The 15044-nt window shown below is 74.0% G+C and carries 15 protein-coding genes, 1 tRNA gene and 1 pseudogene; 8 read left to right on the top strand and 9 right to left on the bottom strand.

Annotated elements, in window-relative coordinates:
• Nucleotides 1-14 precede the first annotated feature (14 nt).
• Nucleotides 15-1679: a copper resistance protein CopC gene (locus AB0H57_RS15345; RefSeq protein WP_357506699.1), complete on the bottom strand. Its 1665-nt coding sequence runs from the start codon at nt 1677-1679 to the stop codon at nt 15-17.
• A 305-nt stretch (nt 1680-1984) separates the two neighbouring features.
• Here AB0H57_RS15345 and AB0H57_RS15340 point away from each other — a divergent pair, with 305 nt between their 5' ends.
• Genes AB0H57_RS15340 through AB0H57_RS15330 form a run of 3 tightly spaced genes read left to right on the top strand, consistent with a single transcriptional unit; the run spans nt 1985 to nt 4339 of the window.
• On the top strand, nt 1985-2506 hold the full coding sequence (locus tag AB0H57_RS15340) for a MauE/DoxX family redox-associated membrane protein (protein ID WP_357506697.1): 522 nt from the start codon (nt 1985-1987) through the stop codon (nt 2504-2506).
• Nucleotides 2499-3215 carry a thioredoxin domain-containing protein gene (locus AB0H57_RS15335; protein WP_357506695.1) on the top strand — a complete coding sequence of 239 codons (717 nt, stop codon included), beginning with the start codon at nt 2499-2501 and terminating at the stop codon, nt 3213-3215. The genes AB0H57_RS15340 and AB0H57_RS15335 overlap by 8 nt, the downstream gene beginning before the upstream one ends.
• A complete protein-coding gene (locus tag AB0H57_RS15330; protein ID WP_357506693.1) occupies nt 3212-4339 on the top strand; it encodes a hypothetical protein in 1128 nt (375 codons plus the stop codon). The genes AB0H57_RS15335 and AB0H57_RS15330 overlap by 4 nt, the downstream gene beginning before the upstream one ends.
• Here AB0H57_RS15330 and AB0H57_RS15325 read toward each other — a convergent pair.
• Genes AB0H57_RS15325 through AB0H57_RS15310 form a run of 4 tightly spaced genes read right to left on the bottom strand, consistent with a single transcriptional unit; the run spans nt 4303 to nt 7005 of the window.
• Nucleotides 4303-5076 carry an ATP-binding cassette domain-containing protein gene (locus AB0H57_RS15325; protein ID WP_357506691.1) on the bottom strand — a complete coding sequence of 258 codons (774 nt, stop codon included), beginning with the start codon at nt 5074-5076 and terminating at the stop codon, nt 4303-4305. The two genes, AB0H57_RS15330 and AB0H57_RS15325, sit on opposite strands and share 37 nt — an antisense overlap.
• Nucleotides 5073-5843, bottom strand: coding sequence for a cobalt ECF transporter T component CbiQ (gene cbiQ / locus AB0H57_RS15320; protein WP_357506689.1), 771 nt, complete (start codon nt 5841-5843; stop codon nt 5073-5075). The genes AB0H57_RS15325 and cbiQ overlap by 4 nt, the downstream gene beginning before the upstream one ends.
• 17 nt (nt 5844-5860) lie before the next feature.
• Nucleotides 5861-6289 (bottom strand): PDGLE domain-containing protein, encoded by a 429-nt coding sequence (locus AB0H57_RS15315; RefSeq protein ID WP_357506687.1) that lies wholly within the window; start codon nt 6287-6289, stop codon nt 5861-5863.
• Nucleotides 6286-7005, bottom strand: a complete 720-nt coding sequence (locus AB0H57_RS15310) for an energy-coupling factor ABC transporter permease (RefSeq protein ID WP_357506685.1) — start codon at nt 7003-7005, stop codon at nt 6286-6288. The genes AB0H57_RS15315 and AB0H57_RS15310 overlap by 4 nt, the downstream gene beginning before the upstream one ends.
• A gap of 174 nt (nt 7006-7179) precedes the next feature.
• Between AB0H57_RS15310 and bcp the strand changes: the two genes are divergently transcribed.
• From bcp to AB0H57_RS15290, 4 genes are all read left to right on the top strand, one after another.
• Entirely contained in the window at nt 7180-7650 is a 471-nt protein-coding gene (bcp, locus tag AB0H57_RS15305; RefSeq protein ID WP_357506683.1) for a thioredoxin-dependent thiol peroxidase, read from the top strand.
• Nucleotides 7651-7681: 31 nt separating this feature from the next.
• Nucleotides 7682-8587, top strand: a complete 906-nt coding sequence (locus tag AB0H57_RS15300; protein ID WP_357506681.1) for an HNH endonuclease — start codon at nt 7682-7684, stop codon at nt 8585-8587.
• Nucleotides 8573-8658, top strand: a tRNA-Leu gene (locus AB0H57_RS15295). The genes AB0H57_RS15300 and AB0H57_RS15295 overlap by 15 nt, the downstream gene beginning before the upstream one ends.
• Nucleotides 8659-8724: 66 nt before the next feature.
• Nucleotides 8725-9255, top strand: a complete 531-nt coding sequence (locus AB0H57_RS15290) for a GNAT family N-acetyltransferase (protein WP_357506679.1) — start codon at nt 8725-8727, stop codon at nt 9253-9255.
• 57 nt (nt 9256-9312) lie between these two features.
• Here the strand turns inward: AB0H57_RS15290 and AB0H57_RS15285 are convergent.
• Nucleotides 9313-9999 (bottom strand): annotated as a pseudogene (locus tag AB0H57_RS15285) (expansin EXLX1 family cellulose-binding protein); the annotation flags it as partial.
• A gap of 48 nt (nt 10000-10047) precedes the next feature.
• A complete protein-coding gene (locus tag AB0H57_RS15280) occupies nt 10048-10872 on the bottom strand; it encodes an MOSC N-terminal beta barrel domain-containing protein (RefSeq protein ID WP_357506677.1) in 825 nt (274 codons plus the stop codon).
• Between the two features lie 121 nt (nt 10873-10993).
• Here AB0H57_RS15280 and AB0H57_RS15275 point away from each other — a divergent pair, with 121 nt between their 5' ends.
• Nucleotides 10994-12058: an LCP family protein gene (locus tag AB0H57_RS15275; protein ID WP_357506675.1), complete on the top strand. Its 1065-nt coding sequence runs from the start codon at nt 10994-10996 to the stop codon at nt 12056-12058.
• 65 nt (nt 12059-12123) lie between these two features.
• Here AB0H57_RS15275 and AB0H57_RS15270 read toward each other — a convergent pair whose 3' ends face one another.
• Together AB0H57_RS15270 and AB0H57_RS15265 are read right to left on the bottom strand one after the other, a co-directional pair.
• Entirely contained in the window at nt 12124-13677 is a 1554-nt protein-coding gene (locus tag AB0H57_RS15270; RefSeq protein ID WP_357506673.1) for a sugar transferase, read from the bottom strand.
• Between the two features lie 120 nt (nt 13678-13797).
• Nucleotides 13798-15018: an endo-1,4-beta-xylanase gene (locus AB0H57_RS15265; protein ID WP_357506671.1), complete on the bottom strand. Its 1221-nt coding sequence runs from the start codon at nt 15016-15018 to the stop codon at nt 13798-13800.
• Between the last annotated feature and the right edge of the window lie 26 nt (nt 15019-15044).

Here is a 15044-nt window from a genome sequence, read left to right as displayed (position 1 = left end):
CGGGGATTGCCTCTCTAACGGATCGGCACGGTGACGGTCACCGTGGCCTGATCGATCTCGGTGGTACGGACAGTGAAGCGCAACTGCCATTCACCGGCGGCGGGCAGGATGACCTCGCCGGTGGCGTGGTTGTCGGTCAACGGCAGCAGCGGCACCTCGATCGCTTCGACGCCCGCCGACGGCAGGGCGGCGCTCGCCTTCCACTCCGCGACCGGCTGCGGCTTGTTGTCCTTCGTGTAGGCGTACAGGTGCAGCGAGTTGGGGCCTCGCCGCGCCGGGTCCAGCTCCACCTGGAGGGTGTAGAGCGGGCTGGTCAGCGTGGTGGTGAAGTAGCCCTGCGGCGTACCGGCCACCTCGGCGCCGGCGGTGCGGGCCGGGGTGGTCTGCACCAGCACGGCGGAGACCCCGAGCACCACCGCGGTGATCACCAGCTCGGCCACCACCAGTCGGCGCATCGGGGTGGGCCGGCCGGCGACGGTGCGCCGCCGCACCAGCTGCCGGGAGTACGCGGCCACCGCGATCACCAGCGCGAACAGCCCGATCTTGGCCAGCACCAGCCGCCCGTACGTGGTGTCGACCAGCGCCTGCGGGGTGGCCACCTCGATCAGCGCCTGGACGGTGCCGGCGAGCAGCAACGCGGCCACGGCCAGCGCCGCCCAGCGGGACCAGATCGGCAGGATCGCGTCGAGTTCCCGCTCGTCGGCCCGGGGCAGCAGGAATCCGGCGAGCATCACCAGGCCGCCCAGCCAGACCGCCATGGCGCCCAGGTGGACCGCGTCGACCACCACCGACACCGCCGGCGCCGGCGAGGCCGCCCCGTGCCCGGCCAGCGGCCAGGTGAAGAGCGTGGCCCCGCCGAGCACGGCCAGGATGATCAGGTCGGTGCGGCCGGCGGGGGCGGCGAAGAGCGGCCGCAGCAGGAACGCCGCCGCGGCGAGCAGGCCCAGCCGGACCAGGTGCACGGCGCCGAAGGTGCTGCCCAGCACCTCGGACAGCCCGGAGCCGGTGACGTCGAAGATCCCGCCGCCCGCCGTGTACGGCACCTGGAGCCACAGCCCGGCCAGGGTGGCGAAGGCCAGCAGCCCGAGCCCGGTCCAGGCCAGCCGGGCCGGGCCCCGGCGGGACAGCCGACGCGGCCACAGGGCGGCGAGCACCAGCGCCGGGCCGACCAGCAGGAGCAGGCCCGCGTAGCCCAGGTACTTGGCGACCTTGACGGCGGTCCCCACCACCGGATCGGCCCGGCTGTCGCTGCCGGTGTCGGTGGGCGGCGTCGACGGCGCGCCCACCGAGTAGGTGAGCGCGCCGGAGACGGGGTGGCTGTCGGCCGAGATCACCCGGTAGCTCACCAGGTACGTGCCGCGCGGACCGGACCCGTCGACCGGGATGGTCACCACCGTCCCGTCGAACTTCGGCTCCCCACGATCGGCCCGGGAACCGTCCGGCGCGAGCACCCGGATCTTGCCGGTGACCTTGCGGACCGGCTCGCTGAAGGTGAGCACCACCTCGGACGGGGCCTCGGGCACCACGGCGGAACCGGCCGGACTGCTGCTGACCAGCACGGCGTGCGCGCTGGCCGGACCCGCCGGGGCCAGCAACAGGGCGACGACGGCGACCAGCAGGCCGGCGGTGGCACCGAACCGGATGAGCCACGCGGGGGCGCGGCGGGTGGCGGAAGTCATGACGGCCATGCTCGCCGACCGGGACCCGCTTCGGCGAGCCCGGTCGACGATCTTTTCGGCGGGACGCCCGCGCGGCGGGCCGACCGGGCGCGACACCGCGCCGCGCCGCGCCGGGCGTAAGTCGTCGCCTGTCATGAGCGGGTAGTCGGCCGGGAGCCCGGGAAAGTTCCCGACGTGGTGGGGACCATGGAAGGGACCAAGGACCCTGCCCCGGCCGTGACCGCCGCGTAACCTTCACAGTCGTGATCCCGCCGACGAAGCCCGCGCCGCCGCGGCGGGAACTTCCCCCAAAAACAGGACGACCAATGACCGTGACGGCAGTGAACAGCAGCGCCCGCTGGGCCGCCGCCCGGCCCTGGCTCGGCACCGCCGCCCGGCTCGGGCTGGCCGCCGTCTGGCTGATCGCCGGCGGCGCCAAGGTGGGTGACCTGGCCGCCTCCGGCCGGGCGGTCAACGCGTACCAGGTGATGCCGTACGACCTGGCCACCGTGATCGGGGCGGCGCTGCCGTTCGTGGAGCTGGCGCTCGGCCTGCTGCTGCTCGTCGGGCTGGCCAGCCGGCTGGCCGCCGCCGTCTCCGCGGCCCTGCTGGTGGTCTTCATCGCGGGCATCGCCTCGGCCTGGGCGCGCGGCCTGGCCATCGACTGCGGGTGCTTCGGCAGCGGCGGGCAGCTCGCCGCCGGCCGGGCCCCGAGCTACCTCCCGGAGATCCTCCGGGACCTGGGATTCCTGGTGCTGGCCGGATTCCTGCTGAGCTGGCCCCGCACGCCGTTCTCCGTGGACGGCTGGCTGGCGGGCGAACCTGCCGTGGAGGACGAGGATGAGTAGTCGCAAGGACCAGAAGGCCGCGAACCGGGTGGTCCGGGAGCAGATCGCCCGGGAGCAGCGGCGCAAGCGGGCGCTCTGGGCGGGCGTGGCCGCGGTGGTCGTGCTGGTGATCGCCGGCCTGATCGGCTGGAGCGTCCTCCGCAGCCAGCAGTCGGACACCTTCACCGCCCCGCCGGGTGTCAACGACGCCGGCAACGGCATCGTCCTGGGCACCGGCAAGGTCACCATCGACCTGTATGAGGACTACCTCTGCCCGGCCTGCCGGCAGTTCCAGCAGACCAGCGGCGCGACCATCGACCAGCTGGTCAGCGAGGGCAAGGCGAAGGTGATCTTCCACCCGGTCGCCTTCCTCAACCGCTTCTCCACCACCCAGTACTCCACCCGGTCGTCGGCCGCCGCCGGCTGCGCCGCCAAGGGCGGCAAGTTCAAGGAGTTCACCGACCAGCTCTTCGCCCGGCAGCCGGCCGAGGGCAGCGCCGGACTGAGCGACGACGAGCTGATCGACATCGGCGCCGGGGTCGGGCTGAACCGGGACGACTTCGGCTCCTGCGTGCGGGCCGGGACGTACAAGCCGTGGACCGAGCGGGTCACCGACGACGCCGGCCGGGCCGGCGTCACCGGCACCCCGACCATCCTGGTCGACGGCAAGCCGGTCCAGGACCGGTCCCCCGACGGCATCAAGGCGGCGGTGGAGGCGGCCGGCAAGTGATCCGCCCCCTGCTCCGCCGCGCGGGCACGGTGCTCGGCGCCGCCCTCGCCGCCACCCTCGCCCTCGCCGCCCCGGCCGCCGCGCACGGCGCCGACGCCCCCGCCGCCACCGACTACCGCACCGAGGTCACCGGCCTGGCCCCGGCCAGCGCCGGGCTGACCGTACGCGCGGTCGAGGCGGGCGCCCGGCTGGAACTGGTCAACCGCACCGGGCAGGACGTCGTGGTGATCGGCTACTCCGGCGAGCCCTACCTGCGGGTCGGGCCGTCCGGGGCGTACGAGAACACCCGTTCCCCGGCCACGTACCTGAACCGGACCATCGCCGGCGACACCCGGCTCTCCCCCGACGCCGACCCGGCGGCCACGCCGGTGTGGCGGCGGATCGGCGACGGGCCGGCCGTCCGCTGGCACGACCAGCGGACGCTGTGGCTGGCCGACGCGCCACCGGCGCAGGTGGGCGTCGACCCGACCCGGGAGCACCGGGTACGCGACTGGGCGGTCCCGCTGCGCGACGGCGGCGGAGAGCTGACCGTGCGGGGCACCCTGGACTGGGTGCCGCCACCCGACCCGTACCCGTGGTGGGTGGCCGCCGCGCTCGGCTTCCTCGCCCTCGCCGCGGCCGGCCTGCTGCCCGCCCGCACCGGCGCCGGGGCGCGCGGGCTCGGCGCGGTCGGCGCGCTGCTGGCCGTCGGCGGGGTGGGCGTGGTCGTCCTGCTCGTCGGCCGGGAGTTGGACGCCGGCGCGCAGGGCGCGGGTGGCCTGCTGGCCGGGCTCCTCACCGAACGGGTCTGGGCCCTGACGACCGCGGTGGGCGCGATCGCCGCCGGCGGCTGGGCGCTGGCCCGCCGACCGGCGGCCGACTTCGCGCTCGCCCTGGCCGGGGCCGCCCTGGCCCTCTTCGGCGGCTTCGCCAACCTGGCCATGCTGTCCCGGGCGGTGGCGCCGGTGCCGTGGCCGGCCGGGTGGGCCCGGGTGCTGGTCGTCCTCGCCCTGGCCACCGGCCTCGGTGCCCTCGGCGCCGGCCTGCTCCGGCTGCATGCCGCCGCCCGCCCCGGCACGGCACCCGCGCCCGCGCCGGTCGACGCCGGTCAGGGGCGGGGCAGGGCGTGGGGGTTGAACCCGTAGGGCAGCTCCAGCCGGTGCCGGGTGAGCAGCGCCTCGTCGGTGAGCACCTCCCGGGTGGGGCCGTCGGCGACCACCCGGCCGGCGTCCAGGACCACCGACCGGTCGCAGAGCTCCGCCGCGTACGGCAGGTCGTGGGTGACCATCAGCAGGGTCACCGGCAGCCCGCGCAGGATCTCGGCCAGCTCCCGCCGGGCCGCCGGGTCCAGGTTCGACGACGGCTCGTCCAGCACCAGGATCTCCGGGCGCATCGCCAGCACGGTGGCCACCGCCACCCGGCGGCGCTGCCCGAACGACAGGTGGTGCGGTGCCCGGTCCCGGTGCTCCGCCATCCCCACCGCGGCCAGCGCCTCGTCCACCCGCTCCGCCAGCTCCGCCCCGCGCAACCCCAGGTTGGCCGGGCCGAACGCCACGTCCTCGGCGACCGTGGGCAGGAAGAGCTGGTCGTCCGGGTCCTGGAAGACGATGCCCACCCGGCGGCGGATCTCGGCCAGGGTGGCCCGGTCCGGGGTCACCGTCAACCCGCCCACGGTGACCGTCCCCTCGGTCGGGGTGAGGATGCCGTTGAGGTGCAGCACCAGGGTGGTCTTGCCGGCGCCGTTCGGCCCCAGCAGCGCCACCCGGTCGCCGCGCGGCACCGCCAGGTCCACGCCGTGCAGCGCGACGTGCCCGTCCGGGTAGGCGTACCGGACGCCGCGCACGTCCAGGGAGACAGCGGAGGTCTGCACGCCCCCGATCATGTCAGGACCAGCGCGGTGGCGGCGATCGCCACCGCCACGACCGGCACCACCGCGGCGGCCGCCCACTGCGCGGCGGTGGCCGCACCCGCGCCCTGCCACACCGCCGGCATCCGGCCCGCGTACCCGCGGGAGAGCATCGCCAGGTAGACCCGCTCGCCCCGCTCGAACGCGCGCAGGAACAGCGCGCCGACCCCGGCGGCGAAGCCGCGCAGCTGCCACAGGAACCGGGGGTCGTCGCCGCGGGAGAGCCGGGCCACCCGCATCCGCCGCGCCTCGGAGACCAGCACGTCCAGGTAGCGCAGCATGAAGGTGGCGATCTGGGTGAGCACCTGCGGGCAGCGCAGTCGATCCAGGCCGAGGATCAGGTCCCGGGTCGTCGTGGTCGCCGCCAGCAGCAACGACGCGAGTACGCCCAGCGTGCCCTTGGCCAGGATGTTCCACCCGCCGTACAGGCCGTCGACGGAGAGCTGGAGGCCGGCCAGCCCGACCCGCTCCCCCGCCCCGAGGAACGGCAGCGCGAACGCGAAGAGCACGAACGGCAGCTCGATCGTGGCCCGCAGCAGCAGCCAGCGCGCCCCGACCCGGGCCAGCGCGGCCACCACGGCGACGAGCAGGGCGTACCCGCCGAACGCCCAGAACGCCTCGCGCGGGGTGGCCACCACCGCCAGGGTGAAGAGCACCATCGCGGCGATCTTGACCTCCGGCGGCAGGCGGTGCACCGGGCTGTCCCGCTCCCGGTAGAGGACGTGCGCGTGTCCCGCGCCCATCGGCCGGCCCGTCCCGCTCAGCCGGTCGGGCCCCGGCCGGCGTCCACGGCCGGCCGGTCCGCGTCCGTGCCCGGCTCGTCGCCGGTCGTCGGCCCGGTGCCGGCGGCGACCGGGGAGCGCCGGCGCAGCAGCCAGAAGGCGCCGCCGCCGACGGCGAAGGTCAGCAGCACGCCGACGACACCGGAGAGCCCGGTGGAGAGGAAGTCGCTGTCGACGCCCTTGATCCCGTAGTCGGCCAGCGGGCTGTCGGCCAGTTCGTGCTCCCGGGCCTGCTGGGCCGGGCAACTGCCGCCGGTGATCTCGTCGTCGGCGTTCACCGTGCAGCCCTTGAGCAGGGAGGAGTCCAGCCCGTCCGGGTGCGACGAGGCGTAGTTGCTGACCACGCCGGCCAGCAGCAGGGCGGCCAGCAGGCCGACCGCGACGAAACCCCAGCTCCGCGTCCTCATCGCACACCCCCGGCGACCGGAACGGCGACGGCCGGCGCGACGGCCCGGCGGGAGCGCAGCGCGTACACCAGGTCGGGCCGGACCTTGGCCACGGTGAGCACGGTGGTCGCGGTGATCAGGCCCTCGCCGATGCCGATCAGCAGGTGTACCACGGCCATCGTGCCGGCCAGCCCGGCCAGGTTGCCGCCGAGGTCGGTGGTGCCACCCAGGGCGTACTGGAGTACGAAGCCCTGGCTCGCGACGACCACGCTGACCAGCGCGGAGACGAACGCGGTGACCGCCAGCCCGGCCCGGGTACGCGGCAGCACCCGCAGCAGCAGCGCGATCAGCAGGTACGCCGCCGCGGTGCCCAGCAGGGCCATGTTGGTGATGTTCAGGCCGAGCATCGCCACCCCGCCGTCGCCGAACACCAGCGCCTGCACGACCAGCACGACGGCCACGCAGAGCGCGCCCACCCACGGGCCGACCAGCAGCGCGGCCAGCGCCCCGCCGAGCAGGTGGCCGCTGACCCCGGCGGTGAAGATCGGGAAGTTGAGCATCTGCACAGCGAAGATGAACGCCGCCACCAGGCCCGCCATCGGCGCCAACCGGTCGTCCAGGTCGGCGCGGGCGCGCAACACGCAGAACGCCAGCGCGGCGAGGGCGAGCGCCCCGAACACCGCGGCGACGGGACCGTTGATGATCCCGTTCGAGATGTGCATAGCCAGGGTTTGCACGCGACCTCCCGCCGCCCGGCGTGGCGGGTCCACGCCGGCACGGGTCAGCGTATTTCCCGTACCCTGCTGTTGCCAATACTTTGCAACAAGCCATGGGCCTGATCACCCGATGGTTGGCGGCACCCGCGCGTCGGCACGGCCGCCCGGACCCGCGCCGGCGGTATCGTCTGCGCCATGACCGACCGCCTCAACGCCGGCGACCCCGCGCCCGAGTTCACCCTGCCCACCGACACCGGCGAGACGCTCTCCCTGGTCGACCTGCGCGGCCGCCGGGTCATCCTGTATGCGTACCCGGCCGCGATGACCCCCGGCTGCACCAAGCAGGCCTGCGACTTCCGCGACTCACTCGCCTCGCTCCAGGCCGCCGGCTACGAGGTCGTCGGCATCTCCCCCGACAAGCCCGCCAAACTGGCGAAGTTCCGCGAGCGCGACGCCATCACCTTCCCGCTGGTCGCCGACACCGACAAGGCGGTGCTCACCGCCTACGGCGCGTACGGCGAGAAGCAGATGTACGGCCGGACGGTGACTGGGGTGATCCGCTCCACCTTCGTCATCGACCCCGACGGGAAGATCGAACGGGCGCTCTACAACGTCAAGGCCACCGGGCACGTCGCCAAGCTGCGCCGCGACCTCGGCCTGGACTGAGACTGTCGGACCGGGCCACTACGGTGCGTACGTGGTCCGGTACCGGTACACCCCCGAGGCGCTCGCCGAGACGGCCGCCGCCGCGCACAGCATCGCCGAGGTCATGCGACTGCTCGGCGTACGGGTCAGCGGCGGCTCGCACGCGCACATCAGCCGGCAGCTCAAGCGCTTCGGCATCGACACCTCGCACTTCAGGCGAATCTCGCCGAACCGCGGCTCGCCCAGCCCACGGCGCACCGCGTCGGTAGACGTCCTGGCGCCACTGCCGCCGGGTTCCCGCCGCACGCCGGGCACCCGTCTAAAGCGGGCCCTGCGCGACATCGGCGTCCCGGAGCAGTGCGAGAGGTGCGGCATCGGAGCGCGGTGGCAGGGCCGGCCGCTGATCCTGCACGTCGACCACATCAACGGCGACTTCCTAGACAACCGGCCGCCCAACCTGCGGTTGCTCTGCCCCAACTGCCACAGCCAGACCTCGACCTACGCCGGCCGCAACAAGGCGATGGCCACACCGGTTGCGCCGGGCACCGGGCCGCCGCCCCGCGCACCCGGATCGGCGCTTACCGACGAGGAGGTGACCGTCGTGGTGGCCCGAGTCCGTAACGGCGAGGTGAGCGCGGTGGAAGCCGCCCGCCTGATCGGCTGCACCCGGGAGCGGGTCAGCAGGATGCGTCGACGCCTCGAGGAGACCGGCACCATCGCACCGCAGCAGCGCCCCCATGACCAACCGATCCGCCGACAGTTTCGCGACCTGGTCGTCGAGGCGGCGCTCGCCCACCCCGGGATCTCGTCCCGCCAGCTCGCCCAACGCGTGTCGGCGCTTCCCGGAGCGCCCGGCACCATCAGCCACCGGACGGTCCAGTTGATACTGCGCGAGGCGGGCCTCACCACGGCGGAGGCCAGACGCTCTAGACTCAGCGGGTCGGCGGGAGTGGCGTAACGGCAGCCGCGGTAGGTTTAGGTCCTATTGTCCGAATGGACGTGGGGGTTCGAATCCCCCCTCCCGCACCAGCACCGCCGCTGTCGCGAGGATCACGATCGTGGTCCCGGCCCGTACGGCTGCCGCAAGATGGCCGCGTGAACCTGCGCTTCGTCCTCGACCCCGAGCTCACCCCCGCCCTCCGCGACCGGATCGTCGAGATCTGGGTGGACGCCACCAACGCCGGGGGCGCCGTCGGCTTCGTCGCCCCGGTGACCGCCGACGAGGTCCGCCCGGTCGCCGAGCGCGCCGTCGCAGATGTCACCGACGGCCCGGACCGCCTGCTGGTCGGCTACGCGGGTGACCGGCCGGTGGCGGTGCTGTTCTTCGCCGACAACCGGTTCCACCTGACCGGCCACTGGCGCACGGTGAAGCGGGTGATGGTCTCCCCGGACACCCAGGGGCGCGGCTACGGGCTGGCGCTGATGACCGAGGCGGTCCGGCGCGCGTCCGAGCTGGGCTGGGAGGCGCTGCTGGTGACGGTGCGCGCCGGCCACGGCCTGGAGCGGTTCTACGGCAAGGCGGGCTTCCGGGAGGTGGGCCGGCTGCCGCGCTCGCTGCGGGTGGCCCCGGGCGACGAGCGCGACGAGGTGTTCCTCTGGCGGGACGTGCCGGCGCTGGCCGCCTGACCGCCGGCGCGCCGTTGCGGCCGACCGACCCGCCAGCCCGCACGGCCGACCGGCCCGTCAGCCCGCGCAGCCGGCCGGCTCGGCGGCCACCGGGGTGCCCGCGCCGACGGCGGCGTCCAGTACCGCCGTGGGCGTGGCCGCCACCGCCGACGGCGACCGGACCGGTGTGCCGCTGGCGCCGACCCTGGCACTGGCACCTGGGCTGACCCGGGCGCTGGCGGTGGGCCGCGCCGAGGCCGATCGGCTGGGCGCGGCGGAGCGGCTCGCGCGCCCGGCGGCGGCCGTCGTGCCGCCGTACATGCGCACGTCGGCGCGCTGGGTGCGGCCCGGTGCCAGCTGGATTTCGGTGGCGGTGGCGCGGTGTCCGTTCGTGTCGGTGACCCGGATGGTGAACGGGCCGGGGCCGGCGCCGGAGTCGATGAGCCAGTAGTTGTAATCCTGCCGGGTGGCCGCGCGCCAGGTGTCGCCCTGGCGGACCTCCACGGCCCGCAGCGGGTTGCCGTGGTCGCCGACGAGCACGGCGAACCACCACTGGGACGCGCCCTCCTTGATCCGGAAGGTGAGTGGGCCGGGTAGCGGCGGGTCGGCCACCGCGCGGTAGCTGACCGGTACGACGCCCCGGACCGGGTCGGCGATCCGGGCGAAGGCCTCGGCGGACAGGTCGAGGTGGCCGGGCGCGCATTCGGGGCACTGGTCCATGACCAGGACCCGGACGGTGCCCTTGGGTCCGGTGACGTCGAGGTAGCGGCCGGCGGCCGGACAAGTGAGCTAAGCGGAAGATAAGCGGCCGGTTCAGCCGGTGACGGTGAGCGGGTCGCCGAGGGCCACCCGTCCGGCGCCTTCGGGGACCAGGTGCAGCCCGAAGAGGAGTTGCTGGTCGATGTTGCGGTGCCGGGCCAGGGTGCGCAGCGGTTCCCGGCCGCGTACTCCGGTCTCCTGGTCGGTGGTGATGACCACGCAGCGGTCGCACGGCCCGGCCGCGCGGTAGGTGACCTCGCCGATGCGCAGCCGGCGGCCGGCCCAGTCGTCCTCGGCCCAGGCCGGGGCGCCCTGGATCACCAGGTTGGGGCGGAAGCGGGCCATCGGCACCGGTTCCTCGCCGGCCTCGGCGAGCCAGTCGTGCAGCGCGGCGAGGGAGGCGGTGCTGGTCAGCAGCAGCGGGTACTCGTCGGCGAAGCTGACCTGGTCTCCGGTGTCGTGGGCGCGCCCGTCGGGGCGCACGTGCCGGGTGGGGTGGGCCAGCCAGACCAGCCGGACGGGCCGGCCGACCAGGTCGGTGAGCCAGCCGTCGGCGGCCGGGCCGGCGGGCAGGGCGTCGACCGACAGCCGGCTGGTGAACACCCGGACCGGCAGCGGCACGGCGGCGGTCGGCTCGGCGACGTCGAGGTCGGGCCGGCCGGGTGCGGTGAGCAGCAGGCCGCCGGGGCGTGGCCGGGCGTGCAGCCGGACCAGCTCGGTGCTCTCGCGCTGGGTGACGCCGACGCCGTCGGCGTCGACCAGCAGCCAGCGCCGGTCGCCGGCCAGGCCGCACGGTTCGACCCGGGCGTCGCGGTGGTCGAGCCGGTGGCAGCCTTTGACCGGGTACGTGTGGATGGCGGCGACGGTCGGCGCGTTCATCCCGCTGTTCTACCACTGTGGACGGGCGGCGCCGGTTGCGTCCGGCTCGGGCCGTCCGGCGGACCGGTCGGGGCCGGACGGGGGCACGCGAGCCTTCTTCGAACTCAGTAGCATCGCCGCCATGCATCCTCAGCAGTACACGGAACCCGAGCCGGCCCTCTGGGCCGGCGGGCAAGCCCTGCAGGGCAACGACGCTCCTCCACCGAAGCGCCGGCGGTGGCGCCGGATTCTCCTGTTCAGCCTGCTGGCCGTGGTGCTGCTGGTGGGCGTGGGTGTCGCCGGTGGGGCGCTCTACCTGCGGTCGGTGGAGAAGGACATCGACCGGGTGGACGCCTTCAAGGACGTCCCGGAGGAGGGCCGCCCGCAGGCCGGCGCCAAGGGCGCCCGGAACTTCATGATCCTGGGCAGTGACTCGCGGGATCCGGAGAGCAACTCGGGCTCGCGTACCGACACCATCATCCTGGCGCACATCCCGGCCGACCACTCCAGCGCGCAGCTGATCTCGATTCCCCGGGACACCTGGGTGGACGTGCCGAAGTCGAAGGACGGCCGGCACGGCGGCCGGAAGGCGAAGATCAACGCGGCCTTCGCCTGGGGCGGGGTGCCGCTGATGGTGCAGACCGTGGAGAAGTTCACCGGGGTGCGGGTCGACAACGTGATGATGGTGGACTTCGCCGGCTTCAAGGAGATCGTCGACGCGCTGGGCGGCATCGAGGTGACCGCGGAGAAGAAGTTCACCTCGATCCACCCGCCGCACCGCACGTTCCCGGCCGGCCCGCAGCGGTTGGACGGCGAGGCGGCGCTGGACTACTCCCGCCAGCGTAAGCAGTTCGCCGACGGGGACTTCGCCCGGATCCGGCACCAGCAGCAGGTGATCAAGGCGATCCTGGACCAGGCGGCCTCCGGCGGCATCCTGAGCAGCCCCGGCAAGCTCAACGACTTCGTCAAGGCCACGTCCAGCGCGGTGTCGGTGGACGAGCAGATGTCCCTGCTCTCCACGGCGACGGACCTGCGCGGCCTGCGCGGCGGCAACGTCACGTTCCTGACCAGCCCGACGAAGGGGACGGGCAACGCCGGCGGCCAGAGCGTGGTCTTCGCCGACGAGGCGAAGGTCCGGGTCTGCTACGACGCGGTCCGCCGGGACTCGGTCCAGGAGATCATCGACGCGGCGCAGAAGAAGAAGTAGACGGTACGGCCTTCGGGGCCGCGGGCGGAGTGACCTCCGCCCGCGGCCTCCGGCGTTTCCGCCGGTCAGTACGCGCCTCGCCGGGCCAGCACCACGCTCACCGTGCGCCAGAGGATCCCGATGTCGTACGTCAGCGACCAGTTGTCGACGTAGTGCAGGTCGAGCCGCACCGCGTCGTCCCAGGTCAGGTCGGAGCGGCCGGAGACCTGCCAGAGCCCGGTGATGCCCGGCCGGACCAGCAGCCGGCGCCGCACGTCGCCCTGGTAGTCGTCGTCCTCGGTGGGCAGCGGGCGGGGGCCGACGAGGGACATCTGCCCGGCCAGGACGTTGATCAGCTGGGGCAGCTCGTCGAGGGACAGGGCCCGCAGGTGCCGGCCGATCGGGGTGACCCGCGGGTCGTCCTTCATCTTGAACAGCAGGCCGTCGCTCTCGTTGTGCCCGCGCAGGGCCTCCAGCCGCTGTTCCGCGTCGGTGTACATGGTGCGGAACTTCCACACCTTGAACGCCTTGCCCTGGTAGCCGATGCGGCTCTGCCGGAACATCACCGGCCCCGGGTCGGTCAGCTTGATCGCCAGGGCGATGCCGAGCAGGACCGGGCTCAGCAGGATCAACCCGAGCAGGGCGGTGATCCGGTCGAGGGCGCTCTTCGCCACCAGGGAAAGGCCGGAGAGCGTGGGCTCCTCGACGGTCAACAGGGGCAGCCCGTCGACCGGGCGGACGTGGATGCGCGGGCCGGTCACGTCGGTCACCTGCGGCACGACGACGAGGTCCAGCCCGGTCCCCTCCAACTGCCAGGCCAGCTTCCGCAGCTCGTACGACTCGAGGCTGGCCGGCCCGCAGACGGCGATGGTGTCCGCGCCGATCTCCTGCACCAGTGGCACCAGTTCCCACCCGACGTACACGGGAACGGGCGCGGTGACCGTCTCGCCGGGACGCGGGTGCTGGGGCAGGTGGATGGCGATGGGTCGCAGGCCGGCGGCCGGGTTGCGGGTCGCCACGTCGTAGAGGGCCAGCGCGTCGGAGAGCTTCCCGACCAGCAGGATCTTCTGCGACGCGCGCGCGCCCGTGCGGCGCAGGTGGCGCAGCACGCAGCGGGCGACGAACCGGCCGATCAGGGTGTAGAGCAGCGCGGCGGCGACGACGAGGAGCACGGTCAGCCGGGACAGGTCCTTCTTGAAGCCCAGCGCCAGCAGCGAGACGGTGGCGGCCATCGCGATGTCGGCGCGCACCACCCGCTTCAGTTCCTCGGTGCCGGTGCCCAACGCCCGGCGGTGGTACGCGCCGGAGGCGGCGAGCAGCAGCACCCAGCCGAGTGGGATGCCGACGTTGGCCACCAGCACGAAGACGCCGTCGACGCCGCCGGGGGCGGCCGGGTCGTGGAAGCCGGCGTCCGCCTTTTCCAGCAGGCCCACCGCGGTCTGGCTGGCCGCCAACGCGGCCAGCAGGTCGAGCACGAGCAGCCAGAGGATGTACGGGCGGTGCCACATCACCCGGGGGGTGACCCGACGGCCGAAGGCCGACCTGGCGAAGCCGTGTGAGGGTGTGATCACGCCGGCGTCGACGTGGCCGCCGCGCTTCGCCGCCGTCTGCTGCCCGGGCACCCGGGTGTTCAGTGACACGATCGTCCTTCCTACGACAGCCCCCGTCGGGAGATCGCGGCATGCACCGTACGTGTGTCGGGCGGCTCCGGCCATCGGCGGTTCGGTCGATGCTGCATCGATCGCGGTCGGATCGCCGATTCAGCGGGGCGCGCCCGGCGCCCGCTCCTGGAGTTCGGCGACCAACGCCCCGTGCGCCTGTTTGGGTCGCATGTCGGCGTCGAAGAGGCAGGCCGCGCCGTAGCCGCGATATCGGTGCGGGATCCAGCTGCTGGCGTCGGTGAAGCCCCAGACGGTGAACGACTCGCAGGTCGACACGGCCAGGCAGGCCGCCAACATGTGCTGGTAGAGCAGCGCCTGGTTGACCAGTTCCTCCTGGCTGACCGGCAGCGGTATCCGCACGTCCAGCTCGGTGATCGCGACCGCGACCCCGAGTGCCGCGAACCGGCGCAGGTTGCCGGTGACGTCGCGCGGTTGCCGGCCGGACCGCAGGTGGCTCTGGAAGCCGACCCCCTGCACCGGCACACCGGCGGTTCGCAGGTCGCGCACCAGCCGCCACAGGGCGTCGGCCTTTCTCGTGCGGCCCTCGGTGTCGTAGTCGTTGATGAACAGCCGGGCGTCCGGGTCGGCCTCCCGCGCCCAGCGGAACGCGTCTGCGATGTAGCCGGGGCCGAGCCGGCGCAGCCAGATGGTGTCGCGCAGCGAGCCGTCCTCGGCCAGCACCTCGTTCACGACGTCCCACGCCCAGACCTTGCCCCGGTACCGGGACGCCACCGTGATGACGTGCTGGCGCAGCAGGGACCGCAGTCGCTCCCGCGACCAGGACTCCGACACCCACGACGGTACGCTGCTGTGCCACACCAGGGTGTGCCCGTAGACGGCCTGGCCGTTGGCCTGCGCGAGTTCCACGATCCGGTCGGCGTCGGTCCAGTCGTAGCTGCCCGGCGTGGGTTGCAGGACCTCCCACTTCATGGCGTTCTCCGGGGTGACGGCGGTGAAGTCCGACGCCAGGGTGGCCCGGTACGGCACGTCGTCGAGCAGCCGCGCGCTGACTGCCGCCCCGATCCGCACGGTGGCGGGCGCGAGGCCGCGCAGGGTGGGACGGTTCGGGGGTTCGGAGGTGTGCCAGCCGATCGCGACCTGGTCCCCCGCGTCCGGCTCGTCCGGACCGGACCAGGCCACGGTGAGCCCGCCCGCGAGCAGCAGCGCCGACGCCACGGCCAGCGCGGTCCACCGCCGGGCGGTCAGCCCGAGCCCGGCCAGCCGCGCGGTGGCGGACCAGACCCGGCCTCCGGTGGGAGCGCCGGCGCGGACGCTCGGACCACTGGCGGGCAGGGCCCCGCGGCGGGCGTCTTCGGCCATTACCATCCTCGGGTGAGACAGCGCGG

Source organism: Micromonospora sp. NPDC050686 (assembly GCF_040654475.1).
Taxonomy (GTDB): Bacteria; Actinomycetota; Actinomycetes; order Mycobacteriales; family Micromonosporaceae; genus Micromonospora.
The sequence above is the reverse complement of the archived record's forward strand: the minus strand, read 5'-3'. Positions and strand labels throughout refer to the sequence as shown.